A 14,013-nucleotide genomic window follows, 5' to 3' on the forward strand; every position below is an offset into this window, starting at 1 on the left:
GAGGTGAAGCAAGAAGGCACCATCTTTGTGAGCCGCGCCGTTACGTCGCCGTGCCGCCCACCGTGATCTGGTCGATGCGGATGGTCGGCTGGCCGACGCCGACCGGCACGCCCTGGCCGCTCTTGCCGCAGGTGCCGATGCCGAGATCGAGCGCCATGTCGTTGCCGACCATCGAGACGCGCTTCATCGCATCCGGCCCGTTGCCGATCAGCATCGCACCCTTCACCGGCGCGCCGATCTTGCCATTCTCGATCCGGTAGCCCTCGGTGCAGGCGAAGACGAACTTGCCGCTCGTGATATCGACCTGTCCGCCGCCGAACGACACCATGTAGAGGCCGTTCTGGACCGAACCGAGGATCTCGGCCGGATCGTCCCGGCCGCTCTTCATGATCGTGTTGGTCATGCGCGGCATCGGCACATGGGCATAGGACTGCCGGCGGCCATTGCCGGTCGGCTGCATGCCCATCAGGCGGGCGTTCTGGCGGTCCTGCATGTAGCCGACCAGGATGCCATCCTCGATCAGTGTGGTGGCCTGGGTCGGCGTGCCTTCATCGTCGAAGGAAAGCGAGCCGCGCCGGTCCATGATCGAGCCGTCATCGATGACGGTGACGCCCTTGGCGGCCACCTGCTGGCCCATCAGGCCGGAGAAGGCGCTTTCGCCGCGACGGTTGAAATCGCCCTCGAGGCCGTGGCCGACCGCTTCATGCAGCATGACGCCTGGCCAGCCGGGGCCGAGCACGACGTCGAAGGTGCCGGCGGGGGCGGGGACGGCTTCGAGATTGACCAGCGCCTGGCGCAGCGCCTCGTCCACGGCATGGTGCCAGCGGTCGCTCGTCACGAACTGGCCGAAGCCCTCGCGCCCGCCCATGCCATAGGAGCCTTGCTCCTGCCGGTCGCCTTCGCCGGCGATGATCGAGACGCTGACCCGCACCATCGGGCGGATGTCGCGGCGATAGACGCCATCGGGACGCAAAATCTCGACGATCTGCCACGAGCCGGCCAGCGAAGCGCTCACCTGACGGACGCGCGGATCCTTCGCGCGGGCATAGGCGTCGATCGCTTCCAGCAGCTTCACCTTCTCGGCGAAGCTCGGGCTGCCGAGCGGGTTCTCGTCGGTATAGAGCACGCGGTTGGTGCCCTTGGGCGGTTCGGCCAGCGTGCCGGAATGGCCGCGCTTCACCGAAGCGACGGCGTCGCCGGCGCGGCGGATCGCGTCGAGCGAGACTTCGCCGGCATGCGCATAGCCTACCGCCTCGCCGGCCACGGCGCGCAGGCCGAAGCCCTGGCGGGTGTCGAAGCTCGCGCCCGAAAGGCGGCCATTGTCGAAGACGAGCCCCTCGGACTGGGCGTATTCGAGATAGAGCTCGCCATCATCCGCGCCGGAGAGCGCTTCGGCGACGACGCTGCGGGTTTCGTCACGGTCGAGGCCGGCGCGCGCGAGAATGGAAAGCTGTTCATCGGCCATGGGGAACTCCGGGCTCTTGTCTGAGCAGCAGAAATAGGGGATCGCACGCGCTTTCGCACCCCCTTGCCGACCTCCGCCTGTTCATTGCTGTCCGGCGAGCGCATCCATCGCCAGCGAGATCTCGGCCCGCAGCGCCGTGATCCGCGCCTCGTAGACTCTTCCCAGGCAGGCGGTGTCGCTGCCGCAGGCGGCTCGCAGCTTGAGGAAGTCCGTTGCGCCGTCGCGCCGCGCGGCATTGGCGCCCATCATCATCGGCACCTTGTTGTAGGCGAACCAGAGCGCCGCCATTTCGGTGTCGCGCTCGGAGAGTTCCGGATTGCTGCAGATCGCCAGCTCGTCGGGGGCGACGGCCTTGGCGCAGTTGAAGCTGGCGGCCTCCGCCGGAGCGGCTGCCGCGAGCCCGAAAATCGCCAGCACGATCAGAGAGGAAAGCTTCATGACGATGGACCTTTGCTTGAGCGGGGGCAGCCTTATGGCATGCCCGGCATCTGTCGAGAACCAACCGCATGCCGTCCCCCATTGCGTTTCGCCCCCCGAATGGCCCATACGCTGCGGCACGGAACAGGACGGGGGACCGCTGGCCGCGCGACGCACGGAAACGCGCCGCGCCGCGATCTCCAGGCGAGAAGGACAGGACGAATCATGGCGACGGCATTCGGTCTCGACAAGCAGGCTTTGACGATTATCCCGGTGTCGGGGCCGCTCGAGGGCCGCGTCACGCCGCCGGGCTCCAAGTCGATCACCAACCGGGCCCTGCTTCTGGCCGCGCTCGCCAAGGGCACCAGCCGCCTGACCGGTGCGCTCAAGAGCCTCGACACCAAGCTGATGGCCGGCGCCCTGCGCGCCATGGGTGTCACGGTCGAGGAGCCGGACGACACCACCTTCATCGTCACCAGCTCCGGCCGGCTCGCTCCGCCGGCCGAGCCGCTGTTCCTCGGCAATGCCGGCACGGCGATGCGCTTCCTTTCGGCCGCGGTGACCCTGGTCGATGGCACCGTCGTCGTCGATGGCGACGCGCATATGCGCAAGCGCCCCATCGGCCCGCTGGTCGAAGCGCTGCGCTCGCTCGGCATCGATGCCTCGGACGCCGGCGGCTATCCGCCGGTCACGGTGCAGGGCAACGGCACCTTCGGCTCCGGCCGGGTCGAGATCGATGGCGGCCTGTCGAGCCAGTATGTCTCGGCGCTGCTGATGGCGGCCGCCTTCGGCAACGGTCCGATCGAGGTGGCGCTGACCGGCAGCGAGATCGGCGCGCGCGGCTATGTCGATCTGACGATCGCCGCGATGCGCGCGTTCGGCGGAGAGGTCGAGCAGATCGACGCATCGAGTTGGCGCGTCCAGCCGACCGGCTACCAGGCAACCGATTTCGTCATCGAGCCGGACGCCTCGGCTGCCACCTATCTCTGGGCGGCGGAAGTCCTGACGGGCGGCCATATCGATCTCGGCGTCCCGTCCGATGCCTTCACGCAGCCCGACGCCAAGGCGCGCGAGGTGATCGCCCAGTTCCCCAACCTGCCGGCCGTCATCGACGGCTCGCAGATGCAGGACGCGATCCCGACCATCGCCGTGCTCGCAGCCTTCAACAACACGCCCGTGCGCTTCGTCGGAATCGCCAATCTGCGCGTCAAGGAATGCGACCGCGTCGCGGCGGTTGCGACCGAGCTCTCGCGCATCCGGCCCGGCCTCGGCACGGAGGAGGGCGACGACCTGATCGTCGCCTCCGATCCCTCGCTTGCCGGGCAGACGCTTCCCACGCGCATAGAAACCTATTCGGACCACCGCATCGCCATGAGCCTGGCGCTGGCCGGCCTCAAGATCGGCGGCATCACCATCCTCGACCCCGGCTGCGTGGCGAAGACCTACCCGACCTACTGGGAAGCGCTGACCGGCCTTGGCGTGAAGATCGCCGACTGAGATCGTCGTAACGCCCGGGGGGGCCTACTTCACCTCACCCTGATGAGACCTTTGCGCAACGTCGAAAGGCAGTTCTGCATCCTGCGGGCAGCCTCTGCGCAAGCCTGACCACCACTTGCTGCAAACCGCACGACCATCATCCTGAGGTGTCCGGCGCAGCCGGGCCTCGAAGGAGGGTCCAGATGGCTCCTTGCGTGCATCCGTCTGGCCCGGGCAGCAAGCCGTATGATCCGGCGCTCGCGGGGGAGGTTCCGGAATTTCGCTGGACCCTCCTTCGAGGCTTCGCTCACGCGAAGCACCTGAGGATGATGGGGAGCGGCGAACGGTGGATTGGAGGTTCGCGGGCGATGTTATGCAAAGGCTTCCTCAGGCAGAGGTGAGGGGCCGGGTTTGCCCGGATAGATCCGCTCCGGCATTCGCCTTGGCCGAATCTCGCCTCAATAAAGCGCCTTGGCGTAGCGGGCGAGCATGTCGGCCTGGGTCTCGGGCGGCTCGCTAGAGCGGGTGTGATCCCGAAGCATCTCGCCCATCGTGGGCAGGAGGCTGCGGTCGATCCTGCTTTCGTCGGCCCAGAGGTTCGAGCGCATCAGCGCCTTGCCGCATTGCAGATAGGCTTCGCGCACGGTGACGACCATGACGGTGGCCGGCAGCTTGCCGTCCGCCATGTGCGCGGCCCGCAGCGCCTCGTCGTCGTCGATCACCGCCGTGCCGTTGACGCGCAGCGTCTCGTCGACGCCGGGGATCAGGAACAGCAGGCCGATGCCGGGCCGCTCGACCAGATTGGCGAGCGAGTCGATGCGGTTGTTGCCGGGGCGGTCGGGGATGACGAGCGTGTTGTCGTCCAGCACGCTCACGAAGCCGGGGTGATCACCGCGCGGCGTCGCGTCGCCAAAGCCGTCCGCGCCCTGGGTGGCGAGAACAAGGAAGGGCGACAGCGCGATGAACGACCGGCAATGCCGGTCGAGCCCGTCGAGTTGCTTGGCGACGGATCGCCCCTTCGGCGCGCCATAGATGGCGCGCAGCGATTCGAGCGATTCAATCCGGGCCATGTCGCACTCTCAGCGTCCTAGGGCAGGGCGTCGAACCCCGGACCGAAGCCGGTCAGCGAGATCGGGATGCCGATACCTTCTTCCGGTGTCTGGAAGATGACGAAGGTCGCCGTCTTGCCATTGCGCAGCTTGCCGATCAGGTCGTCGTCGAGGATCACCTCGGCGAGGCAGCCATCCGGCAGGCAGCGCACGAAGCCGGCGCGTCCCATCTCGTTCTGATCGATCTTGAGGCCGAGGCCCGAGGGGAGCAGCACGCCCAGCGGCGCCAACACCCGCATGACCTTCGACTTCTTGTCCGCCGTCTTCAGGACGATGACGGAGAGGCCGACATTGTCGCGGTCCTCCGCCGTCACGAACTGCATCATCGAGCAGACTTCGCCCTGCGCGCCCGGGGGCTTGTCGCAACGCGTCTCCCAATCGCCATGCATGCCCTTGGAGACGCCCTGCGCGGACGCCGAAACGGGCATGGCAGCGGCCAGAGCGGCGACCGCCAGCGCGTTTAGAACGATTCGCATCGGCCGAATTGCGCCAAGACGCACAGTCGGAAATACCTTCACCTGAGCGATCTCCTCGATTCTCACAATTGTCGTACATCCATGCACGACGATGCTCGCCGCAGTAACCCTCGCGGGGCGCTTCGGCGAGCGCGATTTGCCGCATCTCATCTCACGATCCCCCGTTGCTAGGCAAAGGGGCATGTGGTTTGTCTCGGTCGATATTCGGCCGAATCCGAACTCTCCGCATGGCAGAAAACGCCTTCGGCCTATAGTGTTGTGGAAAATGGCGCAACGGAGGCCGTTTTTCGAGCTTCGTTGCGCTGATCGGCTTCGATGCCGTTAAGGCATGGACAGGGAGTGTACACGTGACGAAGGCGATCACGCGTCTCGGATCATTTTTGGCGCTCGGCGGAGCGTCTGCGGCGGTACTGAGTGGGCTGACGGGTGTGGCGCAGGCCGCCCAGCCGACCCCTTGGGCAATGTGGATGCAGACGCCGGCCTCGCCGATCATGGATATGATCGAGCGGTTTAATCTTGGCATCACGATCGCCATGGCGGTTGTCGTGCTCGTCGTTCTGGCGCTGCTTGTCTATGTGGTCGTCCGCTTCAACGCGAAGGCGAACCCGGTGCCGTCGCGCACCTCGCACAACACGATGATCGAGGTGGTCTGGACGCTTGCCCCGATCCTGATCCTGATCGGCATCTCGGTCCCGTCCTTCTCGCTGCTGTTCGCGCAGGAAGATCCGGCCCGTGTCGTGCGGGACTATGATCCCGCCAAGACGTTGACCATCAAGGCGACCGGCCTGCAGTGGTACTGGAACTACGAGTATCCGGACAATGAAGGCGTCGCCTTCGATTCCACCATGCTCGAGGACAAGGATCGTACCGATCCGGTCAACCAGCCGCGCCTGCTCGCCGTCGACAACGACATGGTCGTGCCGGTCGGCACCGTCGTCCGCCTCCAGGTGATCGGCGCCGACGTGATCCATTCATTCGCGCTGCCGGCCTTCGGCCTGAAGCTCGACGCCGTGCCCGGCCGTCTCAACGAGACCTGGTTCCTCGCCGAGCGCGAGGGCGTGTATTACGGCCAGTGCTCCGAGCTTTGCGGCACCAACCACGCCTTCATGCCGATTGCCATCCGCGTCGTGAAGCCGGAACAGTTCAACGCCTGGGTCGCCCAGGCCAAGGACGACCTGCCCGGCGCCTACAAGACGCTGGCGGAGGCGCTCGCTTCGGACAAGGTTGCCAAGGCCGATGGTGCCAAGGCCTCGGAAACCGCCGTCGAGGTGGCTGCCCGCTAAAGGCAGCCGCCGGGACGCAGGATTGCAATTGATCGGCTCCGGCGCGTCAGCGCCGTGATGCCGCAGGACACGAAAAGGGAGCAGGCCATGGCCACGGGTGCTGCACACGCTGCTGAACACCACGACCACCCGACGGGTTGGCGTCGTTGGGTCTATTCGACCAACCATAAAGACATCGGCACGATGTACCTGATCTTCGCGATCGTCGCGGGCATCATCGGCGGTGCGTTGTCGGTCGGCATTCGTCTGGAGCTTCAGCAGCCTGGTCTGCAGATCTTCGGCAACCCCTACGTCTTCAACACCTTCGTCACCGCGCACGGCCTGGTCATGATCTTCTTCATGGTCATGCCCGCGATGATCGGCGGCTTCGGCAACTGGATGGTGCCGATCATGATCGGCGCGCCGGACATGGCGTTCCCGCGCATGAACAACATCTCGTTCTGGCTGCTGCCGCCCTCGCTGCTGCTGCTGATCATCTCGCTGTTCATGCCGAGCGCGGCTGGCCAGCATGGCGTCGGTGGTGGCTGGACGATGTACCCGCCGCTGTCGGGCTCGGGTCCGGAAGGCGCGTCGGGGCCTGCCGTCGACTTCGCGATCCTCGCCCTGCACATCTCGGGCGCCTCGTCGATCCTCGGTGCGATCAACTTCATCACGACGATCTTCAACATGCGCGCTCCGGGCATGACGCTGCACAAGATGCCGCTGTTCGCCTGGTCCGTGCTCGTCACCGCCTTCCTGCTGCTGCTGTCGCTCCCGGTTCTCGCCGGCGCGATCACCATGCTGCTGACCGACCGCAATTTCGGCACCACCTTCTTCAAGCCTGAAGGCGGCGGCGACCCGATCCTGTTCCAGCACCTGTTCTGGTTCTTCGGTCACCCGGAAGTGTACATCCTGATCCTGCCCGGCTTCGGCATGATCAGCCACATCATCTCGACCTTCTCGAAGAAGCCGATCTTCGGCTATATCGGCATGGCCTACGCCATGGTCGCGATCGGCGTCGTCGGCTTCATCGTGTGGGCGCACCACATGTACACGACCGGCCTCTCCTTCGAGACGCAGGCCTATTTCGTCGCCGCCACGATGGTGATCGCGGTGCCAACCGGCATCAAGATCTTCTCCTGGATCGCGACGATGTGGGGCGGTTCGATCGACTTCAAGGCGCCGATGCTCTGGGCGATCGGCTTCATCTTCCTGTTTACCGTCGGCGGCGTGACGGGCGTCATGCTGGCGAATGCCGGTCTCGACCGCTCGTTCCACGACACCTATTTCGTGGTGGCCCACTTCCACTACGTGCTGTCGCTGGGCGCCGTGTTCGCGATCTTCGCGGGCTGGTACTACTGGTTCCCGAAGATGTTCGGCTACATGTACAATGACACCATCGCCAAGGTGCATTTCTGGGTGATGTTCATCGGCGTGAACCTGGTGTTCTTCCCGCAGCATTTCCTCGGTCTCGATGGCATGCCGCGCCGCTACGCAGACTATCCGGACGCCTTCTGGGGCTGGAACTTCGTCTCGTCGATCGGCTCGTACATCTCGATGTTCGGCGTGGCGATCTTCCTCTACGGCGTCATCGACGCCTTCCTGAAGAAGGTCCCGGCTCCGAACAATCCGTGGGGTTCGGGTGCCACGACGCTGGAATGGCAGTTGTCGTCGCCGCCGCCCTTCCACCAGTGGGAAGTCTTGCCGCGCATTGGTGACACCAAGCACTAAGCGCAACGATCAGGGGCCGGGATGCGTCCCGGCCCTCCTTTTTTGAGTAGTTAGAACCACCATGTCTGACGTGCCCTTGAACCGGATCGACACCGTGGCCGGCAATCTCGCTAGCCCATCCGACTACCTCGCGCTGCTGAAGCCGCGTGTTATGTCGCTGGTCGTCTTCACGGCGCTGGTCGGCATGGTGATGGCGCCGGGCGGCATCCACCCGGTGCTGGGCTTCACGGCGCTGCTCTGCATCGCCATCGGCGCCGGCGCTTCCGGCGCGCTGAACATGTGGTACGACGCCGACATCGACCGCGTGATGAAGCGCACGCAGTCGCGCCCGATCCCGAAGGGCACGATCACCGAGGGCGAGGCGCTGGCGTTCGGCCTGACGCTTTCCGGCTTTTCGGTCGCGCTGCTGGCGCTCTTCGTCAACGTGGTCGCCGGCGCGCTGCTCGCCTTCACCATCTTCTTCTATGTCGTCGTCTACTCGATGTGGCTGAAGCGCTCGACGCAGCAGAACATCGTCATCGGCGGCGCCGCCGGCGCCTTCCCGCCGATCGTCGGCTGGGCTGCCGTCACCGGCAGCGTCAGCTATGAGAGCATCATCCTCTTCCTGATCATCTTCATGTGGACGCCGCCCCATTTCTGGGCGCTGGCGCTGTTCAAGTCGGATGATTACAAGCGCGCCGGCATCCCGATGATGCCGGTCGTCTCCGGCATGGCCGAGACCCGCAAGCAGATCCTGATCTATTCGATCCTGCTGGCGCCGATCGGCGTGCTGCCGGCCATATTGGGCTTTGCCTCCTTCGCCTATGGCGTAGCCGCCACGGCCCTCGGCCTCGGTTTCGTCATCCTGGCCGTGCGGGTCTACCGCATGACCGACGACGACAAGGCGATGCTGCCGGCCAAGCGCCTGTTCGGTTTCTCGATCCTCTACCTGTTCCTGCTCTTCGCCATGCTGCTCATCGAACGCTGCCTTGGCCTGCTGGGGTTCGTCGCATGAAGGATATCGCCATGAACGAAGAAGACGGCATCCGTCTCACCGATGAGCAGAAGCGTCGTCAGCGCGCCCGCTCGATCGCCATTGCCGCGGTTCTGTTCGGCCTGGTCGCGCTGTTCTACTTCGTCACCATCGTCAAGATGGGACCCGGCGCTGTTCTCAACCGGCCATTGTGAGGGTCTGACATGAGCACCAAGCCGCGGGGGCGGTCCTACGGTTTGACGGCGGCCGCCTGTGGCGTGTTCGGCCTGGCCATGCTTGGCGCCGCCTTCGCGGCCGTGCCGCTCTACAGCATGTTCTGCCAACTGACCGGATATGGCGGCACGCCCGTGCGCGCCGATTCCGCCCCGAAGAAGGCGCTCGACCGTACCGTCACGGTGCGCTTCGACGGCAATGTGGCGAACGGCATCGGCTGGGCGTTCCGGCCGGAGCAGCGCCAGGTCAAGGTCAAGGTCGGTGAGATCAGCGAGGTGAAGTTCTTCGCCGAGAACCGAACCGACCGGACGTCGACAGGCACGGCCGCGTTCAACGTCACGCCGGATATCACCGGGCAGTATTTCAACAAGATCGCCTGTTTCTGCTTCACGTCGCAGACGCTGAAGCCGGGCGAGAAGGTTGAGATGCCGGTCACCTTCTTCATCGATCCTGCGATCGTCGACAACTACCAGACGCGCAACATCGACACGATCACGTTGTCCTACACCTTCTTCCCGAGTTCCGAGCAGACCCCGGCGCCCGTCGCCGCGATCCCTGCGAAGGAAGCGGGAAAGTCGCTTTGAGAAAGACCGGGGAGCATCTCCATGGCTGAGGCCCACGCCAAGCACCACGACTATCACCTCGTCAATCCGAGCCCCTGGCCATTTGTGGCCTCGGCAGGCGCGTTTGCGCTGGCGCTCGGCGGCATCACCTACATGCATGGCGGGTCCATGCTTTGGCTGATCCCCGGCACGCTGATGGTCCTCTACACGATGTACGCCTGGTGGGCCGACGTCATCCATGAGGGCCAGGAAGGCCATCACACGCGCGTCGTGCAGCTGCACCTGCGCTATGGCATGATCCTGTTCATCGCCTCGGAAGTGATGTTCTTCGTCGCCTGGTTCTGGGCCTTCTTCGACGCCAGCCTGTTCGCCAGCGAAGCGCAGAATGTTGGCCGCTATGCCTTCACCGGTGGCCATTGGCCGCCGAAGGGCATCGAGGTGTTCGATCCCTGGCACCTGCCGCTGCTGAACACGCTGATCCTGCTGACCTCCGGCACGACGCTGACCTGGGCGCATCACGCCCTGCTGCACAATGACCGCGAAGGCCTGAAGTGGGGCCTGATCTGCACCGTCGTGCTCGGCCTTATCTTCTCCTGCGTCCAGGCCTACGAGTATAGCCATGCGGCATTCTCGTTCGGCGGCAACATCTATGGCGCCACCTTCTTCATGGCGACGGGCTTCCACGGCTTCCACGTCATCATCGGTACGATCTTCCTGATCGTCTGCCTGCTGCGTGCGCTCGCCGGCCAGTTCACGCCGAAGGAGCATTTCGGCATGGAGGCGGCTGCCTGGTACTGGCACTTCGTCGACGTCGTCTGGCTGTTCCTGTTCTTCACGATCTATGTGTGGGGCGGCTGGGGCGCGCCGATGCACGGCGCCTGATAACAGACATGACGGGCGGCCTCGGGCCGCCCGTTTCCTTTGCGGCGCGTCGACCCCGATCGCGCCGCCCGTCAATCCAGGAGTCGCTCTTGTCCGATCCCGGCCTTCCCCACCGCGACAAGGCGCTGTATCCGCCTCTCACCCCTTCCAGCACCGGCCTGCGCGGCCGCTGCCCGCGCTGTGGCGAAGGGCGCCTGTTCAGCGGCTATCTCGAAGTGGCGCCGCGCTGCAGTAATTGCGGCCTCGACTATTCCTTCAGCGATGCCGGCGACGGTCCCGCCGTCTTCATCATGCTGATCGTCGGCTTCATCGTGGCCTTCCTGGCGCTCTATGTCGAATTCACCTTCCAGCCGCCTTTCTGGGTCCATGCCCTGCTCTGGATCCCGCTGGTTGTCGTCCTGGCGCTCGGGCTGCTGCGGCCGCTGAAGGGACTGATGATCGCGATCCAGTATCGCCACAAGGCGGAGGAGGGGCGGCTCGAGCAGGGCTGACCCGGCGCGCCTTCCATGTCCGACAGATCCGATGCCTGAAACGTCCCGCCGCTCCCCCCTGCGCAAGCTGATCGTGCCCGCGATCGCCACCGCCGTGGTCTTTGCCCTCCTGTGTTCGCTCGGCATGTGGCAGGTGCGTCGCCTGCACTGGAAGGAAGCGCTGATCGCGCAGGTCGACAGCCGGTTGAAGGAGACGCCGGTGCCGGCGCCCGGCCCGGACCGCTGGAAATCGCTCGACCTCACGGAGGCCGACTATACGCCGGTCACCGTATCGGGCGAGTTCCTGCACGATGCCGAGGCGCATCTCTATAATTCGCTGATGGAGCCGCGCGGGCCGATCGGCGGCGTCGGTTGGTTCGTCTTCACGCCGCTCCGGACCGATGATGGCTGGATCGTCTACGTGAACCGTGGCTTCGTCCCCGTCGACAGGGAGCAGGCGTCGACGCGTCCGGCGGGCCAGCTTCCCGGCCGCGTCACCGTTACCGGCCTGATGCGCCGGCCCGAGACGCCGGGCCGCTTCCAGGCTTCCGCCAAGGAGACGAGCCAGCAATGGTTCGCCCGACAGCCCGACAAGTTCGCGGCGCGCGCCGGTCTCCCCGCGGACAAGGTCGCGCCCTACACGATCGACGCCGACGCGACGCCCAATCCCGGCGGCCTCCCGCAGGGTGGCGAGACGACGGTCACGTTCAGCAACAACCATCTGCAGTATGTCGTGACGTGGTTCGGCCTGGCGCTGGCGCTTGTCGGCGTCTTCATCGCCTATGCGCGCGGCGTCCTGAAACGCCGGGACTGAATGCCTCAGCCGTGTCCGGCCTCGTCCGACAGCATGGCGATATCGACGCCCAGCAGCGCCATGGCGCGATCATACTTGGTCGAGAGTTCCGGATCGAAGATCAGGTCGGCGGGGGCCGCACAGTGCAGCCAGCCGTTTTGCTGGATCTCTGCTTCCAACTGGCCCCGAGCCCAGCCGGCATAGCCAAGCGCGAGCATGGCGTTGCGCGGGCCCGAGCCGGCCACGATTGCCTTCAGGATATCCAGCGTCGCGGTGAGGCAGACATTCTCGGCGATCGGCAGCGTCGAGTTCTCGATGAAATAATCGGCGCTGTGCAGCACGAAGCCGCGCCCTGTCTCGACCGGACCGCCGCGCTGCACGATCATGCGGTTCGCCTTGGCGGGTAGGCGGATTTCAGGGCCGTCGGGGATGATGTCGAGCTGGATGAGCAAGTCGACGAAATCGATCTGCGGCGCGACCTGGTTGATCACGATTCCCATCGCGCCATCGGCGGAATGGGCGCAGATATAGACGACGGAACGGGCGAAGCGGCCATCTTCCATGCTCGGCATGGCGATCAGGAACTGCCCGTCGAGATAGCTGGGCTCGACCGGCGCGCGGTGCGGTTTCTCGATCATGGGAACAAGCCTAGCACGGGCGGACCAAAAGAAAAGACTGCGCCGCGATCGCTCCGAAGGCACACGAACAAATGATCGGGCCGCCTCGCGCCGGTCTGGAGATTGCCCAAAAGCACCGCTAGCCTGTCACAATGTGCATCCGACGACTCATTCTCCTTGGCCTGTTCGCCGTCATTTCCCAGCCTGTCTGGGCAGCCGTGGGGCCGTGGGTTTCCACCGACAAGGTGCGCGCGCGCCTGGTCGCCGCCACCCCTTCGGCCGGCGGAATTCTGGATGGCGCGATCGAGATTGAGCTCGCGCCGGGTTGGAAGACCTATTGGCGTTCCCCCGGCGACGCCGGGGTGCCGCCGCAGTTCGATTTCTCCGGTTCCAGCAACGCCAAGGCGGCTGCGGTCGATTTCCCGGCGCCCGAGCGCTATGATGACGGCTATGCCGCCTCGAATGTCTATCACGACCGGGTCGTGCTGCCGGTCCGTTTCGACGTGGCCGACGCCGCCAAGCCGGTGACGCTGGACGTGAAGATGGATATCGGGATCTGCGAAGAGATCTGCATTCCCGTCAATCTCCGCACCTCGCTCGATGTCGCGCCGAAGGACGGTGATCCCGTCGCCAGCACGCTCGTCGCCACGGCGCGTGCGGCGGTGCCGGGACCCGGCAAGCCTGGCGAATTCGAGATACTCGCGCTGAAGCGCGTCGGCGGTCCGGACCAGAAGCCGGAGTTCGAGGCGACCTATGCCGGAAGCCGGCCCGACAAGTCCGTCCTCTTCGTCGAGACGCCTGGCGACTGGTTCGCAGGACAGCCCAGGCCGGCCGCCGCCGAGGCTGGTAAGCCTGCCTTCCGTTTCGTCGTCGACCGGCGCTCCGCCGCCGGCAAGATCGACGGCTCGCAGATCCGCTTGACGCTGAAGGGCGAGGGCGGCGCGACGAGCCGGACTTTCACGCTCGACGGGGGCGACGCCAAGCCGTAACGTCGCCGCGCTAGCTTTCCGGGAACCCTGCTTCGCGCGGTGTTCCCTCCTGACAATCACCCACCCACACAGCAATTCATGGAGCACGAGATGACAATCTCGGTTGGCGATCGCATTCCGGCAGCGAAATTCCGGGTCATGACGGCGGACGGCGCCGTCGAAAAGACGGACGCGGACATCTTCGCCGGCCAGAAGGTCGTGCTGTTCGCCGTTCCCGGCGCCTTCACGCCGACCTGCCACAAGAACCACCTGCCGGGCTATATCGACCAGGCGGCCGCCATCAAGGCCAAGGGCGTCGACACCATCGCCGTCGTCGCCGTCAACGACCACTTCGTCATGGGCGCCTGGGCCAAGGCGACCGGCGCCGACGACAAGATCGTGTTCCTTGCCGACGGTTCCGGTGATTTCACCAAGGCGATCGGCCTGGAATTCGACCTCTCGGCAAACGGACTTGGCCTGCGCTCCAAGCGATATGCCATGATCGTCGAGGACGGCGTGGTCAAGACGCTGAACGTCGAGGAAGCCGGCGGCGTCACCGGCTCGGGCGCCGCGGCGATCCTCGAACTGCTCTAAGGCT

At 65.4% G+C, this 14,013-nt stretch carries 16 protein-coding genes; 11 read left to right on the forward strand and 5 right to left on the reverse strand.

All coding sequences use genetic code 11. The features are described from left to right. Window positions 1-40 precede the first annotated feature (40 nt). Window positions 41-1,465 (reverse strand): metalloprotease TldD, encoded by a 1,425-nt coding sequence (gene tldD, locus OSH10_RS16120; protein WP_266332920.1) that lies wholly within the window; start codon window positions 1,463-1,465, stop codon window positions 41-43. Window positions 1,466-1,546: 81 nt separating this feature from the next. Continuing rightward, complete coding sequence (locus tag OSH10_RS16125; RefSeq protein ID WP_266332921.1) at window positions 1,547-1,903, reverse strand: lysozyme inhibitor LprI family protein; 357 nt, start codon at window positions 1,901-1,903, stop codon at window positions 1,547-1,549. Between the two features lie 204 nt (window positions 1,904-2,107). On the opposite strand from OSH10_RS16125, the gene aroA reads away from it, so the two are divergent. Then, window positions 2,108-3,379, forward strand: coding sequence for a 3-phosphoshikimate 1-carboxyvinyltransferase (gene aroA / locus OSH10_RS16130; protein ID WP_266332922.1), 1,272 nt, complete (start codon window positions 2,108-2,110; stop codon window positions 3,377-3,379). A 437-nt stretch (window positions 3,380-3,816) separates the two neighbouring features. Here the strand turns inward: aroA and OSH10_RS16135 are convergent, their stop codons facing one another. Continuing rightward, complete coding sequence (locus OSH10_RS16135; protein WP_266332923.1) at window positions 3,817-4,428, reverse strand: pyridoxamine 5'-phosphate oxidase family protein; 612 nt, start codon at window positions 4,426-4,428, stop codon at window positions 3,817-3,819. 17 nt (window positions 4,429-4,445) lie between these two features. Next, window positions 4,446-4,943, reverse strand: coding sequence for an invasion associated locus B family protein (locus OSH10_RS16140; RefSeq protein ID WP_266332924.1), 498 nt, complete (start codon window positions 4,941-4,943; stop codon window positions 4,446-4,448). 347 nt (window positions 4,944-5,290) lie between these two features. Between OSH10_RS16140 and coxB the strand changes: the two genes are divergently transcribed. The 8 genes from coxB (at window position 5,291) to OSH10_RS16180 (ending at window position 11,851) form a co-directional block, all read left to right on the forward strand. After that, complete coding sequence (gene coxB, locus OSH10_RS16145; protein WP_407660723.1) at window positions 5,291-6,226, forward strand: cytochrome c oxidase subunit II; 936 nt, start codon at window positions 5,291-5,293, stop codon at window positions 6,224-6,226. A gap of 87 nt (window positions 6,227-6,313) precedes the next feature. Beyond that, a complete protein-coding gene (gene ctaD, locus OSH10_RS16150) occupies window positions 6,314-7,936 on the forward strand; it encodes a cytochrome c oxidase subunit I (RefSeq protein WP_266332925.1) in 1,623 nt (540 codons plus the stop codon). A 61-nt stretch (window positions 7,937-7,997) separates the two neighbouring features. Further along, window positions 7,998-8,930, forward strand: a complete 933-nt coding sequence (locus tag OSH10_RS16155; protein ID WP_266332926.1) for a heme o synthase — start codon at window positions 7,998-8,000, stop codon at window positions 8,928-8,930. 11 nt (window positions 8,931-8,941) lie between these two features. Next, window positions 8,942-9,103 carry a hypothetical protein gene (locus OSH10_RS16160; RefSeq protein WP_266332927.1) on the forward strand — a complete coding sequence of 54 codons (162 nt, stop codon included), beginning with the start codon at window positions 8,942-8,944 and terminating at the stop codon, window positions 9,101-9,103. Between the two features lie 9 nt (window positions 9,104-9,112). Continuing rightward, on the forward strand, window positions 9,113-9,706 hold the full coding sequence (locus OSH10_RS16165; protein ID WP_266332928.1) for a cytochrome c oxidase assembly protein: 594 nt from the start codon (window positions 9,113-9,115) through the stop codon (window positions 9,704-9,706). Between the two features lie 21 nt (window positions 9,707-9,727). After that, window positions 9,728-10,567, forward strand: a complete 840-nt coding sequence (locus OSH10_RS16170) for a cytochrome c oxidase subunit 3 (protein WP_266332929.1) — start codon at window positions 9,728-9,730, stop codon at window positions 10,565-10,567. 89 nt (window positions 10,568-10,656) lie between these two features. After that, on the forward strand, window positions 10,657-11,058 hold the full coding sequence (locus tag OSH10_RS16175) for a DUF983 domain-containing protein (RefSeq protein ID WP_266332930.1): 402 nt from the start codon (window positions 10,657-10,659) through the stop codon (window positions 11,056-11,058). A gap of 31 nt (window positions 11,059-11,089) precedes the next feature. Beyond that, window positions 11,090-11,851: an SURF1 family protein gene (locus tag OSH10_RS16180; protein WP_266332931.1), complete on the forward strand. Its 762-nt coding sequence runs from the start codon at window positions 11,090-11,092 to the stop codon at window positions 11,849-11,851. A 5-nt stretch (window positions 11,852-11,856) separates the two neighbouring features. On the opposite strand, the gene OSH10_RS16185 is transcribed toward OSH10_RS16180, so the two are convergent. After that, the gene (locus tag OSH10_RS16185; protein WP_266332932.1) at window positions 11,857-12,468 is read right to left on the reverse strand and encodes a YqgE/AlgH family protein; all 612 of its coding nucleotides are present in this window, start codon (window positions 12,466-12,468) and stop codon (window positions 11,857-11,859) included. A 131-nt stretch (window positions 12,469-12,599) separates the two neighbouring features. Between OSH10_RS16185 and OSH10_RS16190 the strand changes: the two genes are divergently transcribed. Together OSH10_RS16190 and OSH10_RS16195 are read left to right on the forward strand one after the other, a co-directional pair. After that, entirely contained in the window at window positions 12,600-13,436 is an 837-nt protein-coding gene (locus tag OSH10_RS16190) for a protein-disulfide reductase DsbD domain-containing protein (RefSeq protein ID WP_266332933.1), read from the forward strand. A 90-nt stretch (window positions 13,437-13,526) separates the two neighbouring features. Next, on the forward strand, window positions 13,527-14,009 hold the full coding sequence (locus OSH10_RS16195; protein ID WP_266332934.1) for a peroxiredoxin: 483 nt from the start codon (window positions 13,527-13,529) through the stop codon (window positions 14,007-14,009). The last annotated feature ends 4 nt before the right edge of the window (window positions 14,010-14,013 follow it).

This window comes from Kaistia defluvii, assembly GCF_026343955.1.
Classification (GTDB): Bacteria; Pseudomonadota; Alphaproteobacteria; order Rhizobiales; family Kaistiaceae; genus Kaistia; species Kaistia defluvii.

Excerpts from the sequence above, each read along its gene's own strand:
- tldD (WP_266332920.1), bottom strand. The coding sequence starts at position 1,465 with ATGGCCGATGAACAGCTTTCCATTCTCGCGCGCGCCGGCCTCGACCGT.
- OSH10_RS16125 (WP_266332921.1), bottom strand. The coding sequence starts at position 1,903 with ATGAAGCTTTCCTCTCTGATCGTGCTGGCGATTTTCGGGCTCGCGGCA.
- aroA (WP_266332922.1), top strand. The coding sequence starts at position 2,108 with ATGGCGACGGCATTCGGTCTCGACAAGCAGGCTTTGACGATTATCCCG.
- OSH10_RS16135 (WP_266332923.1), bottom strand. The coding sequence starts at position 4,428 with ATGGCCCGGATTGAATCGCTCGAATCGCTGCGCGCCATCTATGGCGCG.
- OSH10_RS16140 (WP_266332924.1), bottom strand. The coding sequence starts at position 4,943 with ATGCGAATCGTTCTAAACGCGCTGGCGGTCGCCGCTCTGGCCGCTGCC.
- ctaD (WP_266332925.1), top strand. The coding sequence starts at position 6,314 with ATGGCCACGGGTGCTGCACACGCTGCTGAACACCACGACCACCCGACG.
- OSH10_RS16155 (WP_266332926.1), top strand. The coding sequence starts at position 7,998 with ATGTCTGACGTGCCCTTGAACCGGATCGACACCGTGGCCGGCAATCTC.
- OSH10_RS16160 (WP_266332927.1), top strand. The coding sequence starts at position 8,942 with ATGAACGAAGAAGACGGCATCCGTCTCACCGATGAGCAGAAGCGTCGT.
- OSH10_RS16165 (WP_266332928.1), top strand. The coding sequence starts at position 9,113 with ATGAGCACCAAGCCGCGGGGGCGGTCCTACGGTTTGACGGCGGCCGCC.
- OSH10_RS16170 (WP_266332929.1), top strand. The coding sequence starts at position 9,728 with ATGGCTGAGGCCCACGCCAAGCACCACGACTATCACCTCGTCAATCCG.
- OSH10_RS16180 (WP_266332931.1), top strand. The coding sequence starts at position 11,090 with ATGCCTGAAACGTCCCGCCGCTCCCCCCTGCGCAAGCTGATCGTGCCC.
- OSH10_RS16185 (WP_266332932.1), bottom strand. The coding sequence starts at position 12,468 with ATGATCGAGAAACCGCACCGCGCGCCGGTCGAGCCCAGCTATCTCGAC.
- OSH10_RS16190 (WP_266332933.1), top strand. The coding sequence starts at position 12,600 with ATGTGCATCCGACGACTCATTCTCCTTGGCCTGTTCGCCGTCATTTCC.
- OSH10_RS16195 (WP_266332934.1), top strand. The coding sequence starts at position 13,527 with ATGACAATCTCGGTTGGCGATCGCATTCCGGCAGCGAAATTCCGGGTC.